The organism is Pseudomonas sp. BLCC-B112 (genome assembly GCF_028550695.1).
Taxonomy (GTDB): Bacteria; Pseudomonadota; Gammaproteobacteria; order Pseudomonadales; family Pseudomonadaceae; genus Aquipseudomonas; species Aquipseudomonas danubii.
Map to the genome: position 1 here is coordinate 328492 of NZ_JAQQGK010000006.1, position 24476 is coordinate 352967.

The window sequence follows — 24476 nt, forward strand, 5'->3', positions numbered from 1 at the left end:
AGCAGAATGCCGCCCGACCGCCTCTACAGTTCAGGTTTCTTGAAGACGTAGAACAGGTTCGGCTCGCTCACCAGATACAGGGTGCCGTCGTCATCCATGGCTATTCCTTCGGCCTGGGGCACGGCCTTGCTCAGGCCCTGGCGGCCCTTGCCCAATGCCAGGGTGCTCAGCGGGCGCCCGTCGACGTCCAGTTCAACCACCAGGCGCGACTCGTCCGACAAGGCCAGCAGATGGCCGCTGCGCTCGTCGTATTGCAGGCTGGAGAGGTCGCGTACAAAAAGCCCGGCATCCCGCTTGGGGTTGTTGAGCACATGCACCCCGTAGGATTTTTCCGGATCGTGATGGGGAAAGCCCTGCACCTCATAGATCAGCATCGGGTCGCGTTCCTTGGCGACGAACAAACGCTGGCCCTGTGAATCGTAAGCCAGACCTTCAAAACCCTTGTTCCCCGACAGGTGCACGCCGAGCGTGATCTGCTCGGCCTCTGCCGCATCCACCACGGTGGTTTCGTCGTCCAGCTGAATCTTGATCAGCCGGTGCTGCCGTTCATCGCTGATCACATAGGTATTGGCGCTGATGAACTCCACTGCCTCCGGATCACCAAAGCCCAGCAGAGCAATACGCCGCAGGACCTGCCCGTCCAGGGACAGCTCTACCAGCTCGGAATTCTTGTTGGTCACGGTGAACAGGCTGTTGCGCAGCGGATCGTAGGTCAGTGCCGAAACCTCATCCAGCCCCTCAATAGGCTGCGCCTCCAGTACCACTCGATATTCACCCAGACCCAGAGATTGCGGGGCCGTCACTTGCCAGTAGGATTGCCAGTCGAACCAGGCGCGCTGCCACAACCGATGGTTGTGGGCAAACGCGGCAAGCAGCACCGCCATCAGGCAGAGGATCAGATAGAGAGGTTGCAAGCGGGTCAGACGATACATGGCGGGCGAACTCGAAATCAGGACAGGCTGATGAAATATCACAGCCGTCTGAATTCAAGCTTAATCGACGATCCGGCAAAGGCGCCGGACCAGGAGATCATTGCTTCTCGAAGCGATAGAACAGATTGGGCTCGCTGACCATGTACAGGTTGCCGGCCTCATCCATGGCCACGCCTTCGGCCCGGGGAATGGTGTTCTGCAGGCCGTTGAAGCCGCCGAGCAAGGCCATGAAGCTGACTTGCTCACCCTGCTCGTCCAGCTCCAGCAACAGATGAGAGTCGGCGGACAGCACCAGGGTATGACCGGTGCGCGGGTCAATGCCCAAGGCCGAGAGGTTACGCAAGTCGAGCTCCTCGCTGGCGAGTTTCTGCTTGCTGCCCTTGAGCGCCTGGCTGCCATCGCTGCTCCAGGTGAAGAGTGCCGCTGGACGCTCCTCGCCCAACAGCAGTTGCTGCTTGCGCGGGTTCCAGGCAATGGCTTCAAAAGCCTTGTTCTGATCTTCCGAAGGGCCCAGGTCGTAGGTCGGAAAATCGGCGATGTTCAGCTCTTTGGTACTGGCATCAACTTTGACGATCACCAGCGAATGCTGACGCTCATCGACTATCGCCAGTAAGCCATTCTCCAAGACTGCCACCCCTTCCGGGTTGCTCCAGCCCACCAGAGGGATCTTGCGCAGGACGTCTCCTTGCAGGGTCAGCTCCGCCAGGAACGGATGCTTGCCCATCACCGAAAACAAAGTTTTGGTCTGCGGGTTGTAGGAGAGATCCGACGCTTCATCGCTCTCCATGCCAGGCAGCGCCTTGGCATCGATGACAACACGGTAACCGGGTAGCCAGATGCTGGCGCTGCGCTCGGAAGGACTGACAAACCGCTCCTGCACCCAGAGCGCACCACGGTCGTCCCAATGCAGGAGACTGGCACCGCCATAGCAGATCACACCCGCCAGCAGCAGCCAGGAGTACCAGCGCATGCGCAGGCGAATACGCGACATACGACTGCCGAGAGGCTTAGTCAGAGGAGGAGCGTCCATCACAAGATTTCCAGAGGTCGGCCATGGTTAAAAGCACGCAGGGTTCAGATCGGCGAACCATAGACCTAGGAATTATCCGGAACGAATGTGAAAAAACAGTAAAAGGCCGTGATCTTTCTACGAGGTGTGCCGGATTCCCGGGGCCTCGTAGAAAGTTCCCGATCAACGGACGCTGCTGGTGAAGCGACTGACGCCCGGCAGCTCCAGTACCAGTTCATCACCGACATTCAGCGGCCCGACGCCAACCGGGGTGCCGGTGAGAATCACATCGCCGGCCTGCAGGGAAAAGCAGCCGGCCATGTACTGGATCATCGGCACTATGGGATTGAGCATGTCACTGCTGTTGCCGTCCTGGCGCACCTCACCGTTGATGGTCAGGCGGATGCCGATATCCGTCAGGTCGGCAAAACTGCTGCCCACTACGAATGGCGCGATAACCGCCGCGCCATCGAAAGACTTGGCGATTTCCCAAGGCAGGCCCTTGGCCTTGAGCTCGGCCTGCTTGTCGCGCAGGGTCAAGTCCAGGGCCGGGGCGAAACCGGAGATGGCGTCCAGCACTTCTTCGCGGCTGGGCTTGGTGGACAATGGCTTGCCGATCAGCACGGCGATTTCCGCCTCGTAGTGCACCGAGCCGCGCTCGGTGGGAATGGCAAAACCACCTTCCAGCGGCACCACGCAACTGCCGGGCTTGATAAACAGCAGGGGCTCGGTGGGAACCGGGTTGTCCAGCTCCTTGGCGTGCTCGGCGTAGTTACGACCGATGCAAACCACCTTGCCCAGAGGGAAATGAATCCGGGTACCGTCGACATACTGGTGCTGATAGCTCATTACCGACTCCTGCTCGTGTGCTTCATCAGGGCGCTGCTTGCACTCAAACAGCGAAGATCTTGCCCGGGTTCATGATGCCGTTCGGATCGAACACTGCCTTGACTGCCTTCATGTACTCGATCTCAACCGGCGAGCGGCTGTAGGTCAGGTAATCACGCTTGGTCATGCCCACGCCATGCTCGGCGGAAATCGAACCGTTGTACTTCTCGACGGTTTCGAATACCCACTTGTTGACCGTGGCGCACTTGGCGAAGAACTCGTCCTTGCTCAGGTTGTCCGGCTTGAGGATGTTCAGGTGCAGGTTGCCGTCGCCAATGTGACCGAACCAGACGATTTCGAAGTCCGGATAGTGTTTGCCGACGATGGCGTCGATTTCCTTGAGGAAAGCCGGCACTTTCGAAACAGTGACCGAAATATCGTTCTTGTAAGGGGTCCAGTGGGAAATGGTCTCGGAGATGTATTCCCGCAACTTCCACAGGTTCTGCAACTGGATTTCACTCTGGCTCATCACCCCGTCCAACACCCAACCCTGTTCGACACAATGCTCGAAGGTTTCCAGGGCGTGGTTGGCCACTTCTTCAGTGGTCGCTTCAAACTCCAGCAAGGCGTAGAACGGGCAGTCGGACTCGAAGGGAGCCGGCACGTCACCACGGGCCAGGACCTTGGCCAGGGCCTTGTCGGAGAAGAATTCGAAGGCGGTCAGGTCGAGCTTGCTCTGGAAAGCGTGCAGCACCGGCATGATCGAGTCGAAATCGGCGGTGCCGAGCACCATGGCGGTGAGGTTCTTTGGCGCCCGATCCAGACGCATGGTGGCCTCGACCACGAAGCCCAGGGTGCCTTCGGCGCCGATGAACAACTGGCGCAGGTCATAGCCGGTGGCGTTCTTGATCAGGTCCTTGTTCAACTCCAGCACGTCGCCCTTGCCGGTGACCACTTTCATGCCGGCCACCCAGTTGCGGGTCATGCCGTAGCGAATCACCTTGATACCACCGGCATTGGTGCCGATATTGCCGCCAATCTGACTGGAGCCGGCAGAAGCGAAGTCCACCGGGTAGTAGAGGCCATTTTCTTCCGCCAGGTTCTGCAGTTGTTCGGTGACCACCCCCGGCTGGCACACCGCGGTGCGGTCAGTCAGGTTCAGGTCGAGTATCTGGTTCATATAGTCGAAGGACACCACCACTTCGCCGTTGGCTGCCACGGCAGCGGCCGAGAGCCCGGTCCGCCCGCCGGAAGGCACCAGCGCGACCTTATGCTGATTGGCCCAGCGCACGATGGCCTGGACCTGCTCGGTGGTCTTGGGGAACACGATGGCCGTGGGGGCCGGGGCGAAGTGCTTGGTCCAATCCTTGCCGTAAGCATTCAGGGAGTCAGCGTCGGTCAGCACCTTGCCAGGCTCAACCAGGGTCTTCAGCTCATCAATCAGGGCAGGATTGGTCATCGACAGAACTCTCGAACAATTCATGGTCATCCTGAGAACGCTTCACGTCGCAGGAATGAGTGTTTAGCGGGGCGCGTATGCTAGCATACCGCCCCCGCTAGAGAGTGCCCAAGGGCCTTTCTGCGGTGGCGGTTGCATGCCGTCCAGGTCAGCTCAAGCTGTCCATTTCCCTGCCATTTTTCTCCGGGACACAGGTTTACGCAGATGAGCAAGACTTCTCTCGATAAGAGCAAGATCAAGTTCCTTCTCCTCGAAGGCGTCCACCAATCCGCTGTCGACGTCCTCAAGGCCGCCGGCTACACCAGCATCGAGTACCTCACCGGTTCTCTGCCGGAAGCCCAGCTCAAGGAAAAGATCGCCGATGCACACTTCATCGGTATTCGCTCCCGCACTCAACTGACCGAAGAGATCTTCGACCACGCGAAGAAACTGGTCGCAGTGGGTTGCTTCTGCATCGGCACCAACCAGGTTGACCTGTCCGCCGCTCGCGAGCGCGGCATCGCGGTGTTCAACGCGCCTTACTCCAACACCCGTTCGGTCGCCGAACTGGTACTGGCCGAGGCCATCCTGCTGCTGCGCGGCATCCCTGAGAAAAACGCTTCCTGCCACCGTGGCGGCTGGATCAAGAGCGCGGCCAACTCCTTCGAAATCCGCGGCAAGAAGCTGGGTATCGTCGGTTATGGCTCCATTGGTACTCAGCTGTCGGTCCTGGCCGAAGGCTTAGGGATGCAGGTGTTCTTCTATGACACCGTGACCAAGCTGCCACTGGGCAACGCCACCCAGGTGGGCAACCTGCACGAGCTGCTGGGCATGTCCGACATCGTCACCCTGCACGTGCCGGAAACCGCGGCCACTCAGTGGATGATCGGCGAAAAGGAAATCCGTGCCATCAAGAAAGGCGGCATCCTGATCAACGCCGCTCGCGGCACCGTGGTTGAGCTGGACGCCCTGGCGGACGCGATCAAGGACAAGCACCTGATCGGCGCGGCCATCGACGTGTTCCCGGTTGAACCGCGCTCCAACGACGAAGAGTTCGAAAGCCCGCTGCGCGGCCTGGACAACGTGATCCTGACTCCGCACATCGGCGGTTCCACCGCTGAAGCCCAAGCCAACATCGGCCTGGAAGTGGCAGAGAAGCTGGTCAAGTACAGCGACAACGGTACTTCGGTCTCCTCGGTCAACTTCCCGGAAGTGGCTCTGCCGGCCCACCCTGGCAAGCACCGCCTGCTGCACATCCACGAGAACATCCCGGGTGTGATGAGCGAGATCAACAAGGTCTTCGCCGAAAACGGCATCAACATCTCCGGTCAGTTCCTGCAGACCAACGAAAAGGTCGGCTACGTGGTAATCGACGTCGACGCCGAGTACTCGGACCTGGCGCAAGAGAAGCTGCAGCACATCAACGGCACCATCCGTTGCCGTGTGCTGTTCTAAGAGCAGCGGCAAGTTTCAAGCTGCAAGCCATAACTGGCTTGCAGCTTGTAGCTGAAACCTTGCAGCTAGCTGCGCAAAAAAGGGAGCCCATCAAGGCTCCCTTTTTTTGCGCAGCGTTTACGATTATTTCACTATTACTGTGATTTTCTTGGAGACAATGACCGGGCTGAACGGCACGTGGTTCTTGTCGCCCAGCTCCAGCTGCAGGGTGTGCTTGCCCGGGGTCAAGGTCACTTCGGTCTCGGTCTGGGCCTTGCCGAAATGCAGGTGGTTGGCGTCCATCGGGATCGGCAGGTTCTCGGCCGGCAGTTGATCGACATCGATCAGCAGGTGATGGTGGCCGGTATTGGCGGTCTGATCGCCCGCCGGTGCCAGGGCAATGCCTTCAACGCCGAACTTGACCTTGAAGGTCTTGTCCACGGTGGCTCCATCAGCAGGTGAAACGATGAACACCTTGGCGCCCGCTGGTGCCTGAGTACGAGGAATATCCGCCGCGCCCGCCAGCATCGAGGCTCCAAGCAACAGACTGGCCAAGGCCGCACGGGACATAAAATTTTTCATTATCTTCTCCAGTTTTTCCGCAAATCTTTTACGGTTATGACAACTTCGTGGCGATTCGTTGTCGAAGGCACTCAACACCTTAGCAAAGCGAGCCTGAACGGCGCATCGCTCATATAAATTCAAGGAGTGACCATGCGTTTCCTGCCTGGCCTGATACTTTTGCTACCCCTTGTGAGCACTGGCGCTCAAGCCGAACTGATGGACGACATCAATGACCGCGGGGAACTGCGCATCGCCCTGGAAGCCAATACACCACCCTTCAACTTCAAGGACGACGGCAAACTCACCGGCTTCGAGGTGGAGTTGGGGCAGTTGCTGGCCAGTGAGCTGGACGTGCGCGCGGACTTCGTGGTGACCGCGGCGGCCGAGTTGCTGCCAGGTGTGGAGAGCGGCAAGTTCGACGTGGCCATCAACCACATAGCAGTGACCCCGGAACTCAAAGATCGTTTCGATTTCAGCGAGCCCTATAGCTATTCCAGCGCCCAGTTGATCGTGCGCAAGGAAGAACAACGCCCGCTGTTTTCCCTCCAGGCCCTGCGTGGCCAGGCGCTGGGCGTGGCTCAGGGCAGCCAGTTCGTTGATCAGGCACGGACCGTGGAAGGCATCAACCTGCGCAGCTATGCCGATGCCCAGCAACCGATCAAGGATGTGGCGGACAAACAGATCGACGCGGCCATCAGCGACCGCCTGCTGATTCCCTATGCCATTCGCGACAGTCGCCTGCCCGTAAAGGAAGGCGCCAAGGTGGGCCCGACCCTGAGCCTGGCGATTCCCTTCCAGAAAGGAAACCCGGCGTTCCAGGCGAGCCTGGACAGCGCCCTGCAGCGGATCAAGGCCGATGGGCGACTGATGGCCCTGTCGGAGAAGTGGTTCGGCATGGATGCGAGCAAACCGCCCAAGGCTGAAGCCGGGCAGTAATCCTTGCCCGATAGCCGCCGCACGCTGCGGCTACAGGGCGGCCAGGGCAGCAGCGGCCTCGGGCAGCTGCAACTCACTGAAGACTTGCACGCCATGGCGCTGCAATAGCGCCGCAGTCACGCCCTCGCCCTGAACCTTGATGCCGCTGAAGGTGCCGTCATAGGTGAGCACATTGCCGCAGGACGGACTGTTGGCCTTGAGTACGGCGATACGGATTCCGTGCTTGCGCACCAGTTCCAGGGCTTGCCGGGCACCGGAGAGAAACTCGGCGCTGACATCCTCCCCCTCAGAGGTCAGCACTGAAGCCTTGCCATCCAACACCTCGACGCCCTGCCCGCCCGAAATCTCCGCGGCCGCCCGTGGCGTCGGCAAGCCGCCGGCCACCTCCGGGCACAAGGCAACCACCCGGCCCTCTTGCAACCAGCTGGACAATTGATCGAAGGGGCCGCTGGCACCGCCGTCGTAGCGTACGCGGTGGCCCAACAGACAGCGACTGACCAGAATCTTGTGCATCATCAGAACGGCTCGTTACCACGACGCCGGAACCAGCCAGTCAAGGACAGGCGTTCCCGGGTCGCTGGGAGGACTTCATGGGGCACCTCGCCAGAGAGAAACACCACTAGCCGCCCCCCGACGGGGGCTACATCGTATGGTTCCTGATCGTTCAGGTACATGCGCAGTTGCCCGCCGTGTTCGGGCAACCATTGCGAGTTGAGGTAGATCACGGCCGACACCATGCGCCGGTCGTCATCGCGAAAGCGATCCACGTGACGCTTGTAGAAGGCGCCCGGCGGGTACATCGCGAAGTGACACTCGAAATCCTCAAGCCCGAGAAACAGGCCTCGATTGAGGGCCTCGCGCAGGCTGTCCATCAACCCCAGATAGGTATCGACGGCCTCGGCCTGGCCGGGCTCGAGCCACTGGATATGGTCGCCGCGAATACCCTCGCGTATCTCCTGAGCCGGGCCTCGCCCTACCGCCGCAGGCGCCAGTTCACCTTCTATTGCACGTTTACGGCACTCAGCCGCCAGTTCGAGGGTCAGACCCTCGGGCAGGAAAACATTCTGCTGCGACCAGCCACAGGCGGCCAGGTCGTCGACGATACGCAACAACAGCGGATGATCAGAGGGTATTTGCATGGCGCGCATAGTATCCAGCATCAGATAAATCTGACAGAGCCACAGAGCGGAGGATCACGCATTTTTTTCCAATGCATTTTCCATTCATTACTTTAGCGGGCGATCCTGATACGAATTCTCGACAACCATCGCCTTGCCCCGGAGAATAGTCGCCTGCTGACAGGAGTCCTTATGCGCCGTTTGCTTTTCTCACTGTTGATGTTCTGCGCCTTGCCTGCCTGGGCAGACAGCCACGACCAGTTGTACAAGGTCGCCGGTTGGCCGGAACAGCGCGCGCATTTCAACGATGCCCTCAGCGCCGCCCAGCAGCGCTACCAGAACAGCTTGCCGCCGGCGGTCTACCAGGCCCTGGTGGACAACAGTAACCAGCGCTTTGCGCCCCAGGCCGTGGACCGTCGCGCCGAAGAGCAACTGCGCCGGCATCTCGCCAATCCCGCCCCCGCCCTGGCTTTCTTCCAGTCGCCCCTGGGCCGCAAGATCGTCGCCGCCGAACTGCTGGCCACCCGTCGCGACCAGTTGGCCAAGAATGCTCAGGGCCTGCCGAAGATGCAGGTCAGCGATAACCGCCAATTGATCATCGGCCACCTGGCCCAGGCACTACCGGCCAAGGAGGCCGGCGCGGAAGTCAGCCTGGCGATCGCCGGAGTCGCCGCAGACAGCCTGAGCCAGATGATTCCCGGCCTGCTGGGAGGGGGGCAGGCCCAGGGCATGCTCAACGGTCAGCGCCAGCGATTGATGCAGCAGATCGGCAACGACCTGAACAACACCCTGCTGTACGTTTACCGGGACCTGTCCGACACCGAGCTGGAAGAATTCGCAACCTTCGCCGAATCCACTGAGGGCAAGGCCTATTACCAGGCAGCCCTGGCAGCGATTCGCGCCGGCCTGGCGGTCGGCCAGAGTACCTCCAGCCTCGCCCCCTGATCCAGCCAACTCACCTGTAGCCGCTGCCGAGCCCGCGAGGCTGCGCAAAGCTGCGCAGGACCTTGCCTGGCAATCCAGCGCCGAACCTCCAGCGACTCTTCGGGCCGTTCGCAGCCTACGGCAGCGGCTACACCCATCTCCCGCGGCTCAGACGTGCTGGGTCAGAAAGGCGAAGTACTGATCGCGGTACAAGGGAATTTCATTGGCCAGGTGATGCCGCGCCTCCGGCAGCATCAAGACCTCGGGGGCCGTGAACTTACCGCGAATCACTTGCAGGTTGTGCTCCCAGTCCACCGTCATGTCCGCCTGCCCCTGCACGATCAGCGGCTGCCTTGAACTGCGCGGGGCGGCTTCCAGCCGCTTGATCCAACGCGCCAACGCGCCAACCCAGGCAGTGGGCAAACGTTGTGGCTGCAACGGATCGGACTGGAGGAAGGCAAGAAAATCCGGATCGTTGGAGTTCTCGCTGAAGCGCCGGGCAATCCCGCTGACAAATGGCCGCAACAGGTAATAGCTGAGCATCGACCAGCCCCAGGCTCGAGGTCGCACCAAGGGCGACAGCAGCACCACTTGCCCCTGGGCCGGGCTCTCGGCGCCCTGATTGAGCAAGTGATCCATGATGATCGCGCCACCGGTGCTTTGCCCGAACAAGTGCCAGGGCTGGGGCAACTCCAGAGACCGCGCCTCGGCGAACAGTCCTTGCAGTACCTGTTGATACACCGCGAAATCATCGATGCTGGCGCGCTCGCCACTGGACAGGCCATGCCCCGGCAGGTCACAGGAAATCACCACGAAGCGGCGCTGCAGAGCCCACTCGATCACATGCCGGTACAAGCCCATGTGATCGTAGAAACCGTGGAACAGAAACAGCGTTGCCTGTGGCTGCTCCGGCCACCACACCTGCGTGACCACCTCGTAGCCCTCCACTTGAAAGCGCCCCAGGCGACTGCGTGGCACGAGCGCCCGTCCGGCGAAGTCCAGCCCATAGAAGCGCTGATAGGCCTGGGCCTCCACCGACAAGGGCTGCCCAGCCACCAGAGGTTGCAGACTGGCACGCAGGTGGTCGGGGTCGAAGGTCACGGACATGGGATTTTCCAAAGCGGGGGGCACCGGGGATAAAACAGGCTTTCTAGGCCTGCGATATTCATCTGTCGCGGCAAGCATGGCAAGCTACGCGACCTTCGAGGACCGATCTTAATGCGCCAGCCTTACCGCACCTCCCTGCTTGCCAGCCTGCTCGTCCTGATCTGCGCCGTGGTGCTGTGGTGCGCCTACGACTGGTTCCAGGGACGCTATCTGCGGGCCTTCAGTGAACACACCGCGGTGTTCTCCGGCGACCCGCTGCAACTGCCCGCCGAGCTGGCCGGCCCCGGGGCCATCCGCCTGGTGCACTTCTGGGACCCGGCCTGCCCCTGCAACGTCGGCAACCAGCAGCACCTGGCTGAACTGATCGAAACCTATGGTCCGCGGGGCGTGGAGTTCTATTCCGTGCAGAAGCCCGGCAGCCAAGGCCAACTGCCCGCCACCCTGGGCCACCTGAAGCCCCTCGACAGCCTGCCCGGTGCCGAACAGATTCCCGCCAGTCCGGCGGTGGCGATCTGGGACCGCAACGGCAAGCTGGCCTACTTCGGGCCCTACAGCGAAGGCCTGACCTGCAACTCCAGCAACAGCTTCATCGAGCCTATCCTCCAGGCGCTGGAGAACCATCGCCAGATCAATGCCACCCACACCCTGGCGGTAGGCTGCTACTGTCCCTGGCCAGTCACTGCCAATTAAAGGCATTCGCGACTATTCAAGGACTGCCTCCTGCGCGAGGCCCATGACTTGTGCTAAATCTCTGCTGCTCTTCCAGGGCGGCACTGAAAACAACAGCAAGGAGCCCGCATGAAACGCAGCCTGACCGTCGTCGCTGTCCTGATCCTCGCCGTGCTGGCGGGTGTCGTCGGTTATCTCTACAGCAAGCAGCCGACGCGTCAGGGCCAGGTGGAAGTCCGTGGCCTGCAAGGCTCGGTCACTGTGCGTTACGACGAGCGTGGCGTGCCCCATATCCGCGCGGAGAACGAAACCGACCTGTATCGCGCCCTGGGTTACGTCCACGCCCAGGACCGACTGTTCCAGATGGAAGTCTTGCGGCGCCTGTCCCGGGGCGAACTGGCAGAGGTCCTGGGGCCCAAGCTACTGGATACCGACAAACTGTTCCGCAGCCTGCGCATCCGCGAGCGCGCTGACAGCTATGTGGCCGGGCTCGACCGTCAGTCTCCCGCCTGGAAGGCCCTGGAAGCCTATCTGGATGGCATCAACCAGTATCAGGACAGCCACGCCAGCCCCATGGAGTTCGATGTTCTGGGCATCCACAAGCGGCCATTCACCGCAGAAGACACCGTCAGCGTCGCCGGTTTCATGGCCTACAGCTTCGCCATGGCCTTTCGCACCGAACCGCTCTTGACCTACATCCGCGACCAGTTGGGCAACGATTACCTGAAGGTCTTCGACCTCGACTGGCAGCCCAAGGGCGTGCTGGCCAAAGGCAAGCCGCAACCGTCCCTGCCCCTGGCCGCTGTCGACTGGCAGGACCTGGGGCAGATCGCCCTCCTGAGCCAGCAAGCCCTGAGCGAGGCCGGACTGCCGCAATTCGAAGGCAGCAACGCCTGGGCTGTGGCTGGCGCTCGGACCAAGAGCGGACGCCCGCTGCTGGCCGGCGATCCGCACATCCGCTACTCCCTGCCGTCGGTGTGGTACGAGGCACAGCTTTCGGCGCCGGGCTTCGAACTCTACGGCCATCATCAGGCCCTGGTGCCCTTCGCCTTCCTAGGCCACAACCTGGACTTCGGCTGGAGCCTGACCATGTTCCAGAACGACGATCTCGACCTGATCGTCGAGAAGGTCAACCCGGAGAACCCCAATCAGGTCTGGTTCCATGACAAATGGGTCGATCTGATCAGCAGCGAGCAGCAGATTGCAGTCAAGGGCCAGGCGCCGGTGACCCTGACCCTGCGCCAGTCGCCCCACGGCCCGATCATCAACGACATGCTCGGCACCACCGTGGGCAAGGCCCCGGTGGCCATGTGGTGGGGCTTTTTGGAAACCCCCAACCCGATCCTCGATGGTTTCTACCAGCTCAACCGCGCCGATACCCTGGCCAAGGTCCGAGCGGCCTCCGCCAAGGTCCACGCCCCCGGCCTGAACATTGTCTGGGCCAACGCCAAGGGCGATATCGGCTGGTGGGCGGCGGCGCTGCTGCCCAAGCGCCCGACCGGGGCGAAACCGGCGTTCCTGCTCGACGGCAGCACCGCCATGGCTGACAAGGAGGGCTTCTACCCCTTTAGCGCCAACCCCCAGGAAGAGAACCCGGCCAGGGGCTATATCGTCTCCGCCAACTTCCAGCCCGTCTCCCCGACCGGCATGGAGATCCCCGGCTACTACAACCTCGCCGACCGGGGCCAGCAACTGGACCGTCAGCTCAGTGACAAAAGCGTGAAATGGGACCTGGAAAACACCCAGAAGCTGCAGCTGGGCACGACAACCGCCTACGGGCCGCGCCTGCTGGCACCGCTGTTGCCCGTGCTGCGGGAAGTGGTCGGCGCGCCCGAGGAACTGAAGCTGGTGGAGCAACTGGCCAGGTGGCAGGGCGACTACCCGCTGGACTCCACCAGCGCCACCCTGTTCAACCAATTCCTGTTCGAGCTGGCCAACGCCACCTTCCATGAAAAACTCGGTGACGCCTATTTCGATGCCCTGATCCAGGCCCGAGTGGTGGATGCTGCCCTGCCCCGGCTGGCGGCCGATCCCGATTCCCCCTGGTGGGACAACCGCACCACGCCCCAGCGTGAAAGCCGCGCCGACACGGTCAAGGTGGCCTGGCGCGCCAGTATCGACCACCTCAAGCGCACCCTGGGCGCCAACCCCGCACAATGGCGCTGGGGCAGCGCCCATACCCTGACCCACGGCCACCCGCTGGGGATGCAGAAGCCTCTGGACCGGGTATTCAACGTCGGCCCCCTGGACGCCCCGGGCAGCCATGAAGTGCCGAACAACCTCACCGCCAAGATCGGTCCGGCGCCCTGGTCCGTGGTGTATGGCCCCTCGACCCGGCGCATCATCGACTTCGCCGACCCGGCCCACAGCCTGACCATCAACCCGGTGGGCCAGAGCGGCGTGCTGTTCGACAAGCACTACGACGACCAGGCCGAGGCCTACATCGAAGGGGTCTACCAACAGGCGCACTTCAGCGAAGAGGAAGTCACCGCCAACACCCGCAGCACCCTGAAGCTGCTGCCGGCGCGCCGCCCCTGAGCGCTCCTACGGCGAAACAGGCAGCATGGGGCAATAAAAAACCTCGCTCCCGGTTAGGGGGCGAGGTTTTTTATTGCGAACCTGAGGTGTTGCGAACCTGAGGTCAGAGCGCTTCCGGCGCCTGGGCCCGACGTACGTCCGGCTGCTTCCAGGAGTCGGCAGCACTCTCTTCGATGGCTTGCTGGATCGCGCGCTTGCGAGCTTCTTCGGCGCGGCGGCTGAAGAACCAGACCAGGAAGGTCACCAAGGACACCGCCAGCAGGATCAGGCTGGCCACAGCGTTGATCTCCGGTTTGACCCCCAGGCGCACCGCCGAGAACACTTCCATCGGCAAGGTGGTGGAGCCCGGGCCAGAGACGAAGCTCGCCAGGACCAGGTCATCAAGGGACAAGGCGAAGGACATCATGCCCCCCGCTGCCAGGGACGGCGCGATCATCGGGATGGTGATCAGGAAGAACACCTTCCACGGCCGCGCGCCCAGGTCCATGGCCGCCTCTTCGATGGACAGGTCAAGCTCGCGCAGGCGAGCCGACACCACCACCGCCACATAGGCCGCGCAGAACGTGGTGTGGGCAATCCAGATGGTGACGATGCCACGCTCCTGAGGCCAGCCGACCGCCTGGGCCATGGCCACGAACAGCAGCAACAGCGACAGACCGGTGATCACTTCAGGCATCACCAGCGGCGCCGTCACCAGGCCACCGAACAGGGTGCGGCCCTTGAAGTGAGTAATCCGGGTCAGGACGAACGCCGCCAGGGTGCCCAGGGCCACCGCGGCAACGGCGGTGTAGCAGGCGATTTCCAGGGAGCGCAGGACCGAGCCCATGAGCTGAGTGTTATCCAGCAGGCCGATGTACCAGTTGATCGACCAGCCGCCCCATACCGTCACCAGTTTCGAGGCGTTGAACGAATAGATCACCAGGATCAGCATCGGCAGGTAGATGAACAACAGGCCCAGCACCAGCATCATGCTTGAGAAACTGAAGCGCTTCATTCCTTGCCCTCCATTTCTTTGGCCTGACTGCGGTTGAACAGGATGATCGGCACAATCAGGATCGCCAGCATCACCACCGCCAGGGCAGATGCCACCGGCCAGTCACGGTTGTTGAAGAACTCTTGCCAGAGCACCTTACCAATCATCAGGGTTTCCGGGCCGCCCAAGAGTTCCGGAATCACGAACTCGCCCACCACCGGGATGAACACCAGCATGCAACCGGCGATGATGCCGTTCTTGGACAGCGGTACGGTGATCTTCCAGAAGCTGTTGAAGGTGCTCGAACCCAGGTCGGCCGCGGCCTCCAGCAGACTGGTGTCGTGCTTCACCAGGTTGGCGTACAGCGGCAGGATCATGAACGGCAGGTAGGAATAGACCACGCCGATGTACACCGCGATGTTGGTGTTGAGGATCTGCAGCGGCTCATTGATCCAGCCCATGGACATCAAGAAGCCGTTGAGCAGGCCGTTGTTGCTGAGGATGCCCATCCAGGCATAGACGCGGATGAGGATCGCGGTCCAGGTCGGCATCATGATCAGCAGCACCAGCACCGTCTGCAGCTCTTTACGGGCACTGGCGATGGCATAGGCCATCGGGTAGCCGATCAGCAGGCAGAGGATGGTGCTGAAGAACGCCATCTTAAGCGAGCCGAGGTAGGCGGCGATGTACAGCTCGTCGTCCCCCAGCATCGCGTAGTTGCCCAGGTTGAGCAGCACCTGCAGCTTCTGGTCGACGTAGCTGTAGATCTCGGTATACGGCGGAATGGCCACGTCCGCTTCGGCGAAGCTGATCTTCAGCACGATGAAGAACGGCAGCATGAAGAACAGGAACAGCCAGATGAACGGAACCCCGATGACCAGCTGACGGCCACCGGGAATTATTCGATTGAGTCGGCGCTTGAGCTTTCGCATGTTCATGAGCGCAGTACCACGCCGCTGTCGTCTTCCCACCAGACGTAAACCTGGTCACCCCAGGTCGGCCGCGCGCCGCGACGCTCGGCGTTGGCCACGAAGGACTGCACCAGCTTGCCGCTCGGCAACTCGACGTAGAACACCGAGTGGCCGCCCAGGTAGGCAATGTCGTGCACCTTGCCGCTGGACCAGTTGTACTCGCAGGTCGGCATCTCGGCGGTCACCAGGAGCTTTTCCGGGCGGATCGCGTAGGTCACCGACTTGTCCTGCACCGAGGTACTGATGCCGTGGCCGACATAGATGCTGCGGTCCAGGTCCTTGCAGGTGATCAGGGCGTGACCTTCGGCATCGTCCACCACTTCACCTTCGAAGATGTTGACGTTGCCGATGAATTCGCAGACCAGGCGGCTGACCGGAGTCTCGTAGATATCGATCGGGCTGCCGATCTGGGCGATCCAGCCCAGGTGCATGATGGCGATGCGTTCGGCCATGGTCATGGCCTCTTCCTGGTCGTGGGTCACCATCACGCAGGTCACGCCTACGCGCTCGATGATCTCAACCAGTTCCAGCTGCATCTGCGAGCGCAGCTTCTTGTCCAGGGCGCCCATGGGTTCGTCCAGCAGCAACAGCTTGGGACGCTTGGCCAGGGAACGGGCCAGAGCCACGCGCTGGCGCTGGCCACCGGACAGCTGGTGCGGCTTGCGCTTGGCATACTGGCTCATCTGTACCAGCTTGAGCATCTCCGCCACCCGGGCGTCGATTTCGGCCGCAGGGATCTTGTCCTGCTTGAGGCCGAAGGCGATGTTCTGGGCCACGGTCATGTGCGGGAACAGCGCGTAGGACTGGAACATCATGTTGATCGGCCGCTCATAGGGCGGCATGTCGGTGATGTCCACACCATCGAGGAAGATTCGCCCCTCCGTTGGCCGTTCGAAACCGGCCAGCATCCGCAACAAGGTGGACTTGCCCGAACCCGAGCCGCCGAGCAGGGCGAAGATCTCGCCCTTCTTGATTTCCAGGGACACATCGTCCACGGCAACCGTCTCGTCGAACTTCTTCGTGACCCGGTCGATTTTGACCAGCACCTGCTTAGGTGTCTGGTCGCCCTCGAGGGCTTTCTTATAGGCGCCGGAGGCAACTGCCATTTGCGAAACTCCCAACAAAATTTGCAGCCCGCCCCACGTGGGCGGACCTTGGATAGTTTGAGCCTGTGGAACTACTTACCCGTCTTGACCTTGGTCCAGCTACGGGTCATCAAGCGTTGGATATTGGGTGGCAACTCGATGGACACGTAGGTCTTGTCGAGTACAGCTTGCGGTGGATAAACCGCTTCGTCGGTGCGAATGGACTGCTCCATCAGCTTGTCCGACCCGGGGTTGGGGTTGGCGTAACCGACGTAGTCACTGACCTGGGCAATCACCTCAGGTTGCAGCAAATAGTTAATGAAGGCGTGAGCCTCCTTGACGTTGGTCGAGTCCTTGGGGATCGCCAGCATGTCGAACCACAGGGCACCGCCTTCCTTCGGAATCGCGTAGGCGATGTTCACGCCCTTGCCAGCGTCGGCAGCCCGGGCCTTGGCCTGGAACACGTCGCCGGAAAAGCCGATGGCCACGCAGATATTGCCGTTGGCCAGGTCCGAGATGTACTTGGACGAGTGGAAGTAGGTCACGTAGGGACGCACCGCCAGCAACTTGGCTTCGGCCTTCTTGTAGTCCTGGGGGTTGGTGCTGTTGGCATCCAGACCCAGGTAATTGAGGACCGTGGGCATCATTTCATCGGCAGAATCGAGGAAGGCCACGCCGCAGCTGTTGAGCTTCTTGATGTTCTCCGGCTCGAACAGCGCGCCCCAGGAGTCGATCTTGTCCACGCCCAGCACGGCCTTGACCTTGTCGACGTTGTAGCCAATGCCATTGGTGCCCCACAGGTACGGCACCGCGTACTGGTTGCCCGGGTCGTTCATCTCCAGACGCTTGAGCAGCGCCGTATCGAGATTGGAGTAGTTAGGCAGCAGGCTCTTGTCGAGTTTCTGGAAAGCCCCGGCCTTGATCTGTTTGCCCAGGAAGTGGTTGGACGGCACCACCACGTCATAACCGGTACGACCGGCCAGCAACTTGCCTTCCAGGGTTTCGTTGGAGTCGAAAACGTCATACACCGGCTTGATGCCCGTGGCTTTTTCAAATTCGGCCAGGGTGTTCTGACCGATGTAGTCGGACCAGTTATAAATATGCACGGCCGGTGCAGCCTGCGCGCCAACCACCAGCGTCAGGCTGGCGGCGACCAGCATGGCTTTGCGAAATAAAGAAATAGGCAAGTGGAGGTCCTCTTAAATAGTTGGGCCCAAGTTGCCCCGCGCTACCTGACAGCCTCCGAGCTGCCCAGCAACAAAACCGGCGCGCAACTTACCCTCGATAAACCAATCCAGCAAAACTTTCTGTCATTTAATTGTTACCTGTTGCCGCCCTCGCCACGATGACGGCAACAGGTGGTGCTGCAAATTGGCTTATTTGCCGGATTTGATCTTGGTCCAGCTGCGGGTCAGGATGCGCTGGGTCGCGGCCGGCAGGTCGGCAATCGCGTACAGCTTGGCCTGTACGTCAGCTGGCGGGTAAACGCCCGGGTCGCTGGTGATGTCTTTATCGACCAACGGGGTTGCAGCCGCGTTACCGTTGGGGAAACGCACGGCGTTGGTGATTTCGGCCATGACTTCAGGCTTTTGCAGGAAGGTCATGAACTTGTAGGCGCCGTCGACGTTTTCCGCGTCTTTAGGGATGGCGACCATGTCGTAGAAGCTGCCAGCACCCTCTTTCGGAATGTTGTAGCTGACCTTGACCTTGTCACCGGCTTCGGCGGCACGAGCCTTGGCCTGATAGATATCGCCCGAGTAACCCACGGCGACGCAGATATTGCCGTTAGCCAGGTCGGAGATGTACTTGGACGAGTGGAAATAGGCGATCGAAGGACGGATCTTGAGGAACAGGGCTTCGGCTTCAGCCAGTTGCTTCTTGTCCTGACTGTCGGTCGGGTAGCCCAGGTAGTGCAGCGCCACCGGAATCATCTCGGTTGGCGAATCGAGGAAACTGACGCCACAAGCCTTCAACTTCTCGGCGTTTTCCGGCTTGAACAGCAGGTCCCAGGAGTTGGTCGGTGCGTCGGCACCCAATACCGCCTTGACCTTCTCGGCGTTGAAACCGATGCCGATCGAGCCCCACATGTAAGGGAAGGCGTGCTTGTTGCCCGGGTCGCTCACCGATACCGCCTTGAGCAGCGATTCGTTGAGGTTCTTCCAGTTCGGCAACTTGGACTGGTCCAGTTCCTGATAGACACCGGCCTTGATCTGCTTGGCCAGGAAGTTGTTGGAAGGCACGACCACGTCGTAACCGGATTTGCCGGCGAGCAACTTGGCTTCCAGGGTTTCGTTGCTGTCGAACACGTCATAGACCACTTTGATGCCCGACTCGGCTTCAAATTTCTTGATGGTGTCCGGGGCGATGTAATCGGACCAGTTGTAAACGTGCAGTACTTTATCGTCCGCCTGCGCTGCCGCCGCCATCACGCCCATCAGGGACATGGCGAGGAGGGTCTTGCCAGCTAACTTCATACCTAATGCCTTCATGCGTAATGCTCCAATTATTCTTTTTTAACCACTCGCTCAGCGGCCAGTCTCGGGGCAACCAAAACGGCGGGTAGTCTGGCAAGATCCAAGGCCGGCTTTCAAGGAAAGACCCATCCTTTATATTTGCTTCGAGCGCCGTGCCCGCAAGCACCACGCTCAAAGCCTAGCACTCAGTTCTGCAGCACACTCAAGGTCAGATCCAGGCACTTGCGCGCCTTGGCCACCAGTTCGTCGATCTCCGCCTCGCTGATCACCAGCGGTGGCGCAATGATCATGGTGTCGCCCACGGCACGCATGATCAGACCGTTATCGAAGCAGAACTGTCGGCAGATCATGCCCGCGCCGCGGCCTTCATAGCGCGCGCGGGTGGCCTTGTCCTTGACCAGCTCGATCGCCCCCAGCAGGCCTACCCCGCGAACCTCACCCACCAAGGGGTGATCACTCAGCTCACGCAGACGTTTCTGCAAATAGGGTGCCGCTTTTTCATGGGCGCGCTGGATAATTTTTTCATCGCGCATGATGCGGATGTTTTCCAGGGCCACGGCTGCGGCCACCGGATGGCCGGAGTAGGTGAAACCGTGGTTGAAATCGCCGCCCTCGTTGAGCACCGCCACCACTTCGTCACGGACAATCAGGCCGCCCATGGGGATATAGCCGGAGGTCAGGCCCTTGGCGATGGTCATCATGTCGGGCTTGAGGTCGTAGAAATCGCTACCGAACCACTCACCGGTGCGGCCGAAGCCACAGATCACTTCGTCGGCGACGAAGAGGATGTCGTACTTGGCGAGGATTTCCTTGATCCACGGCCAGTAGCTGTCCGGCGGCACAATCACGCCGCCAGCGCCCTGGATCGGCTCGGCAATAAAGGCACCGACGTTATCCACACCCAGTTCCAGGATCTTCTCTTCCAACTGGTTGGCCGCCCAGATACCGAACTCTTCGGGGCTCATGTCGCCACCTTCACCGAACCAGTACGGTTGCGGGATATGAACGATACCCGGAATCGGCAGGTCGCCCTGTTCGTGCATGTAGGTCATGCCGCCGAGGCTGGCACCGGCCACGGTGGAGCCGTGGTAGCCATTGACCCGGCTGATGATGGTCTTCTTGTTCGGCTGGCCCTTGATCGCCCAGTAATGGCGGACCATGCGCAGCATGGTGTCGTTGCCTTCGGAGCCGGAACCGGTGAAGAACACGTGGTTCATGCCTTCTGGCGCGATATCGGCGATCGCCTTGGACAGCTCCAGCACCGGCGGGTGGGCGGTCTGGAAGAACAGGTTGTAATAGGGCAGTTCGCGCATTTGCTTGCTGGCGGCTTCCGCCAGTTCGTCACGGCCATAGCCGATGGCTACGCACCACAGGCCGGCCATGCCGTCGAGAATCTGATTGCCTTCACTGTCCCAGAGGTAAACACCCTTGGCATGGGTGATGATCCGCGGCCCCTTCTCCTTCAATTGCTTGAAGTCACTGAAAGGCGCCAGGTGGTGATCACTGCTGAGGGTTTGCCACTCGCGGGTTTGCGGGTTTTTATGAGTCATCAATCTCTCCTAAGTGTCAGTGAAGGCGCCGCTGGGGGGCAGCGGCGCCCGGCGAATCAGACGGCGAACAGCAGGAATTCCCGCTCCCACGAACTGATCACGCGCTTGAAGTTTTCATGCTCGGCCCGCTTCACCGCGACATAGCCGGTGATGAACTTCTGGCCCAGGTACTTCTCGATGGTCTTGCTGTTTTCCATACGCTCCAAGGCGTCCTCGATGGTCAACGGCAGGCGCAGGTTGCGTCGTTCATAACCACGACCGACCACTGGCGCGCTCGGGTTGTGGCCTTCGACCATGCCGATGAAGCCGCACAGCAGGCTGGCAGCAATGGCCAGGTAAGGGTTGGCGTCGGCGCCCGGCAGGCGGTTTTCCACCCGACGGTTCTGCGGTCCGGCATCCGGCACCCGCAGGCCCACAGTGCGGTTCTCTTCGCCCCACTCGACGTTTACCGGCGCCGAGGTATCGGGCAGGAAGCGGCGGAACGAGTTGACGTTGGGAGCGAACAGCGGCAGCAACTCGGGGATGAACTTCTGCAGCCCGCCAATGTGGTTGAGGAACAGCTGGCTCATGGTTCCGTCTTCGTTGGAGAAGACGTTCTTGCCGGTGTTGATGTCGATGATGCTCTGGTGCAAATGCATGGCGCTACCAGGCTCGCCGGTCATGGGCTTGGCCATGAAGGTGGCCGCCACGTCGTGCTTGAGGGCCGCCTCGCGCATGGTGCGCTTGAACACCAGGATCTGGTCGGCCAGGGACAGGGCGTCGCCGTGACGGAAGTTGATCTCCATCTGCGCCGTGCCGTCCTCATGGATCAGGGTGTCCAGGTCCAGCTCCTGCAGTTCGCACCAGTCGTAGACATCTTCGAACAGCGGATCGAATTCGTTGGCCGCTTCGATGGAGAACGACTGACGACCGGTTTCAGGGCGGCCGGAACGGCCGATCGGCGGCTGCAGCGGGTAGTCCGGGTCGTCGCTGCGCTTGGTCAGGTAGAACTCCATCTCCGGCGCCACGATGGGCTGCCAGCCGTGGTCGGCGTAGAGCTTGAGCACCTTTTTCAAGACGTTGCGGGGCGACAGCTCGATGGGGTTGCCCTGCTTGTCGTAGGTGTCGTGGATCACCTGGGCAGTAGGTTCGATGGCCCAGGGCACGAGGTACACCGCGTTCTGGTCGGGGCGGCAAATCATGTCGATGTCCGCCGGGTCCAGCAACTCGTAATAGATGTCGTCTTCGACATAGTCGCCGGTCACGGTCTGCAACAGCACGCTCTCGGGCAGGCGCATGCCTTTTTCGGCAATGAACTTGTTGGTCGGCGAGATCTTGCCCCGGGTGATACCGGTCAAGTCGCCGATCATGCATTCGACTTCTGTGATCTTGTGGTCTTTCAACCAATCGGTGAGCTGGTCGAGGTTGTTACTCATAAATGCCTCTAGGCTGAGTTTCCTGACTCTCTATTAAGTCAGGCGTTGTGTGACGCTTCGGCGTCGCGTTGTTTTGCCCGTTTGCGGCAGGCATCACCAAAAGCCTGGAAGATGGCCAGATAGTGAGGATTGCAGCTTACCTGCCATTCGGGGTGCCATTGCACCCCCAAAGCAAATGCCTTGCCTCCCTCGACCGAGATGGCCTCCACCAGACCGTCAGGCGCCAGCGCCTCGACCCGCAGGCCCGGCGCCAGACGTTCAACGCCTTGAGCATGAATCGAGTTGACTTGAATCTTCTGCGGCAGGCCCAGATTTGCCAGGACCCCACCCGCCTGGACGTGCAGATCATGGGCAGGCGCGTACCAGGCATCCAGGGGCTGACCAGGCTCGTCATCATGGCGGTGGTCCATGAACGGCTGCACGTCATGCACGTTCTGATGAAGGCTGCCGCCCAGGGCTACATTCATTTCCTGGAATCCGCGACAGATGCCCAGCACCGGAACACCGGCTTCGACGGCGGCATTCAACAGCGGCAGAGTGGCCGCGTCCCGTGCAGAATCATGAGCAGTGTCCGGTGCGCTGGCAGGCCCCTGGTAATGGAAAGGTTCGATATTGGAGGGAGAACCGGTAAAGAGGATGCCGTCCAGACCGTCCAGAATATCGGACGGGGAAAGCAACTGCGCCATGGACGGAAGAATCACCGGCACGCCCTGGGCTGCGCTGGCTACTGCCTGTACATACTCGTCGCCACTGATGTGATAGGCATGCAGACCGATCTGCCTGGAGCAGGCGGTGATGCCGATTAACGGCAGGCGAGACATGAAACACCCCGGTATTATTGCTGTTATGGGTTTGATTCGAGCTTAGCCTTGTTCATTTTTTTACACAACACCCCCGTAAAAAATACAACACGGCCCGCTCAAGTCTGCGCTACCCGAGGCAGTCGAGTCCCAAAAAACGCCCTGTTTTGCCCCAAAAGAGCCTCGCCAGCCCTTTATTGGGGCGTAAAGAGCCTTACTTGACTTCGGCATGCCGTTCGGGTTGACTGAAACCAGAAAAGATCAATGATTGATATTTTTAACAACAAAGGTGTTGCATCATGTCGGTACCCCCGCGTGCCGTTCAGCTCAACGAAGCGAACGCGTTCCTTAAGGAACATCCTGAGGTTCTGTACGTTGACCTTCTGATTGCGGATATGAATGGTGTGGTGCGCGGCAAGCGCATCGAACGCACCAGCCTCCACAAGGTTTACGAGAAAGGCATCAACCTGCCGGCCTCCCTGTTTGCCCTGGATATCAATGGCTCTACGGTGGAAAGCACCGGCCTGGGCCTGGACATCGGCGATGCTGACCGAATCTGCTATCCAATCCCCGATACCCTGTGCAACGAGCCCTGGCAGAAGCGTCCTACCGCGCAACTGCTGATGACCATGCACGAGCTTGAAGGCGATCCGTTCTTCGCCGATCCACGAGAAGTACTGCGCCAGGTCGTAGCCAAGTTCGACGAACTGGGACTGACCATCTGCGCCGCCTTCGAACTGGAGTTCTACCTGATCGACCAGGAGAACGTGAACGGCCGTCCACAACCGCCACGTTCGCCGATCTCCGGCAAACGCCCGCACTCCACCCAGGTCTACCTGATCGACGATCTCGACGAGTACGTCGACTGCCTCCAGGACATTCTGGAAGGTGCCAAGGAACAAGGCATCCCGGCCGACGCCATCGTCAAGGAAAGTGCCCCGGCACAATTCGAAGTCAACCTGCACCACGTGGCCGACCCGATCAAGGCATGCGACTACGCGGTACTGCTTAAGCGCCTGATCAAGAACATCGCCTACGACCATGAGATGGATACCACCTTCATGGCCAAGCCTTACCCAGGCCAGGCGGGCAACGGTCTGCACGTCCACATTTCGGTTCTGGATAAAGATGGCAAGAACATCTTTGCCAGCGAGGATCCCGAGCAGAACGCCGCACTGCGTCACGCGATCGGCGGTGTGCTCGAGACCCTGCCGGCGCAGATGGCCTTCCTCTGCCCGAACGTCAACTCCTACCGTCGTTTCGGCGCACAGTTCTATGTGCCGAACTCGCCGAGCTGGGGCCTGGACAACCGTACCGTGGCCCTGCGGGTGCCGACCGGTTCGGCCGATGCCGTGCGCCTGGAACACCGGGTCGCTGGCGCCGACGCCAACCCGTACTTGTTGATGGCCTCGGTCCTGGCGGGCGTGCACCACGGCCTGACCAACAAGATCGAGCCACCGGCGCCGACCGAAGGCAACAGCTACGAGCAGAACGAGCAGAGCCTGCCGAACAACTTGCGCGATGCCCTGCGCGAGCTGGACGACAGTGAGGTAATGGCCAAGTACATCGATCCGAAGTACATCGATATCTTCGTGGCCTGCAAAGAGAGCGAGCTGGAAGAGTTCGAACACTCCATCTCCGACCTCGAGTACAACTGGTACCTGCACACCGTTTAAGCGGTTGTTGCAAAAAAACAACGCCGCGGAGCTGA

The 24476-nt window shown here is 60.7% G+C and carries 22 protein-coding genes; 6 read left to right on the forward strand and 16 right to left on the reverse strand.

Features of this window, described 5'->3' with window-relative positions:
• Positions 1–23: 23 nt before the first annotated feature.
• The 4 genes from PQT43_RS18025 to PQT43_RS18040 form a co-directional block, all read right to left on the reverse strand.
• Entirely contained in the window at positions 24–932 is a 909-nt protein-coding gene (locus PQT43_RS18025; RefSeq protein ID WP_272754381.1) for an SdiA-regulated domain-containing protein, read from the reverse strand.
• Between the two features lie 97 nt (positions 933–1029).
• Entirely contained in the window at positions 1030–1962 is a 933-nt protein-coding gene (locus PQT43_RS18030; RefSeq protein ID WP_375106774.1) for an SdiA-regulated domain-containing protein, read from the reverse strand.
• 162 nt (positions 1963–2124) lie between these two features.
• Entirely contained in the window at positions 2125–2790 is a 666-nt protein-coding gene (locus tag PQT43_RS18035; RefSeq protein ID WP_102862133.1) for a fumarylacetoacetate hydrolase family protein, read from the reverse strand.
• Between the two features lie 43 nt (positions 2791–2833).
• Entirely contained in the window at positions 2834–4228 is a 1395-nt protein-coding gene (locus PQT43_RS18040; protein WP_272754382.1) for an FAD-binding oxidoreductase, read from the reverse strand.
• A gap of 204 nt (positions 4229–4432) precedes the next feature.
• Between PQT43_RS18040 and serA the strand changes: the two genes are divergently transcribed.
• Entirely contained in the window at positions 4433–5662 is a 1230-nt protein-coding gene (gene serA / locus PQT43_RS18045) for a phosphoglycerate dehydrogenase (protein WP_011064084.1), read from the forward strand.
• A gap of 123 nt (positions 5663–5785) precedes the next feature.
• Here serA and PQT43_RS18050 read toward each other — a convergent pair whose 3' ends face one another.
• Positions 5786–6223, reverse strand: coding sequence for a DUF4399 domain-containing protein (locus tag PQT43_RS18050; RefSeq protein ID WP_102862135.1), 438 nt, complete (start codon positions 6221–6223; stop codon positions 5786–5788).
• Between the two features lie 132 nt (positions 6224–6355).
• On the opposite strand from PQT43_RS18050, the gene PQT43_RS18055 reads away from it, so the two are divergent.
• Positions 6356–7141, forward strand: a complete 786-nt coding sequence (locus PQT43_RS18055; RefSeq protein WP_253084056.1) for a transporter substrate-binding domain-containing protein — start codon at positions 6356–6358, stop codon at positions 7139–7141.
• A 30-nt stretch (positions 7142–7171) separates the two neighbouring features.
• On the opposite strand, the gene PQT43_RS18060 is transcribed toward PQT43_RS18055, so the two are convergent.
• On the reverse strand, positions 7172–7654 hold the full coding sequence (locus PQT43_RS18060) for a DUF523 domain-containing protein (RefSeq protein WP_272754441.1): 483 nt from the start codon (positions 7652–7654) through the stop codon (positions 7172–7174).
• A gap of 2 nt (positions 7655–7656) precedes the next feature.
• Positions 7657–8289, reverse strand: coding sequence for a 2OG-Fe(II) oxygenase (locus PQT43_RS18065; protein WP_181433937.1), 633 nt, complete (start codon positions 8287–8289; stop codon positions 7657–7659).
• A gap of 162 nt (positions 8290–8451) precedes the next feature.
• Here PQT43_RS18065 and PQT43_RS18070 point away from each other — a divergent pair, with 162 nt between their 5' ends.
• Complete coding sequence (locus PQT43_RS18070; RefSeq protein ID WP_102862138.1) at positions 8452–9204, forward strand: DUF2059 domain-containing protein; 753 nt, start codon at positions 8452–8454, stop codon at positions 9202–9204.
• Between the two features lie 147 nt (positions 9205–9351).
• Here the strand turns inward: PQT43_RS18070 and PQT43_RS18075 are convergent, their stop codons facing one another.
• Entirely contained in the window at positions 9352–10290 is a 939-nt protein-coding gene (locus tag PQT43_RS18075) for an alpha/beta hydrolase (protein ID WP_123389977.1), read from the reverse strand.
• Between the two features lie 111 nt (positions 10291–10401).
• Here PQT43_RS18075 and PQT43_RS18080 point away from each other — a divergent pair, with 111 nt between their 5' ends.
• Both PQT43_RS18080 and PQT43_RS18085 read left to right on the forward strand, forming a co-directional pair.
• Positions 10402–10980: a DUF6436 domain-containing protein gene (locus tag PQT43_RS18080; RefSeq protein ID WP_102881210.1), complete on the forward strand. Its 579-nt coding sequence runs from the start codon at positions 10402–10404 to the stop codon at positions 10978–10980.
• Between the two features lie 108 nt (positions 10981–11088).
• Complete coding sequence (locus PQT43_RS18085) at positions 11089–13497, forward strand: penicillin acylase family protein (protein WP_272754385.1); 2409 nt, start codon at positions 11089–11091, stop codon at positions 13495–13497.
• Positions 13498–13600: 103 nt separating this feature from the next.
• On the opposite strand, the gene PQT43_RS18090 is transcribed toward PQT43_RS18085, so the two are convergent.
• From PQT43_RS18090 to PQT43_RS18125, 8 genes are all read right to left on the reverse strand, one after another.
• Positions 13601–14491, reverse strand: a complete 891-nt coding sequence (locus tag PQT43_RS18090) for an ABC transporter permease subunit (protein ID WP_267269082.1) — start codon at positions 14489–14491, stop codon at positions 13601–13603.
• Positions 14488–15369 carry an ABC transporter permease subunit gene (locus PQT43_RS18095; RefSeq protein WP_170001853.1) on the reverse strand — a complete coding sequence of 294 codons (882 nt, stop codon included), beginning with the start codon at positions 15367–15369 and terminating at the stop codon, positions 14488–14490. The genes PQT43_RS18090 and PQT43_RS18095 overlap by 4 nt, the downstream gene beginning before the upstream one ends.
• A gap of 35 nt (positions 15370–15404) precedes the next feature.
• Complete coding sequence (locus tag PQT43_RS18100) at positions 15405–16547, reverse strand: ABC transporter ATP-binding protein (RefSeq protein ID WP_041120308.1); 1143 nt, start codon at positions 16545–16547, stop codon at positions 15405–15407.
• 71 nt (positions 16548–16618) lie between these two features.
• Positions 16619–17713 (reverse strand): polyamine ABC transporter substrate-binding protein, encoded by a 1095-nt coding sequence (locus PQT43_RS18105; RefSeq protein ID WP_272754387.1) that lies wholly within the window; start codon positions 17711–17713, stop codon positions 16619–16621.
• A gap of 189 nt (positions 17714–17902) precedes the next feature.
• Positions 17903–19000: a polyamine ABC transporter substrate-binding protein gene (locus tag PQT43_RS18110; RefSeq protein ID WP_102881213.1), complete on the reverse strand. Its 1098-nt coding sequence runs from the start codon at positions 18998–19000 to the stop codon at positions 17903–17905.
• 185 nt (positions 19001–19185) lie between these two features.
• Positions 19186–20550 (reverse strand): aspartate aminotransferase family protein, encoded by a 1365-nt coding sequence (locus tag PQT43_RS18115; protein WP_272754388.1) that lies wholly within the window; start codon positions 20548–20550, stop codon positions 19186–19188.
• Between the two features lie 56 nt (positions 20551–20606).
• The gene (locus PQT43_RS18120; RefSeq protein WP_102862147.1) at positions 20607–21965 is read right to left on the reverse strand and encodes a glutamine synthetase family protein; all 1359 of its coding nucleotides are present in this window, start codon (positions 21963–21965) and stop codon (positions 20607–20609) included.
• 38 nt (positions 21966–22003) lie between these two features.
• Positions 22004–22786, reverse strand: a complete 783-nt coding sequence (locus PQT43_RS18125) for a gamma-glutamyl-gamma-aminobutyrate hydrolase family protein (RefSeq protein WP_102881215.1) — start codon at positions 22784–22786, stop codon at positions 22004–22006.
• 278 nt (positions 22787–23064) lie between these two features.
• Between PQT43_RS18125 and PQT43_RS18130 the strand changes: the two genes are divergently transcribed.
• Positions 23065–24441, forward strand: a complete 1377-nt coding sequence (locus PQT43_RS18130) for a glutamine synthetase family protein (protein WP_085581012.1) — start codon at positions 23065–23067, stop codon at positions 24439–24441.
• The last annotated feature ends 35 nt before the right edge of the window (positions 24442–24476 follow it).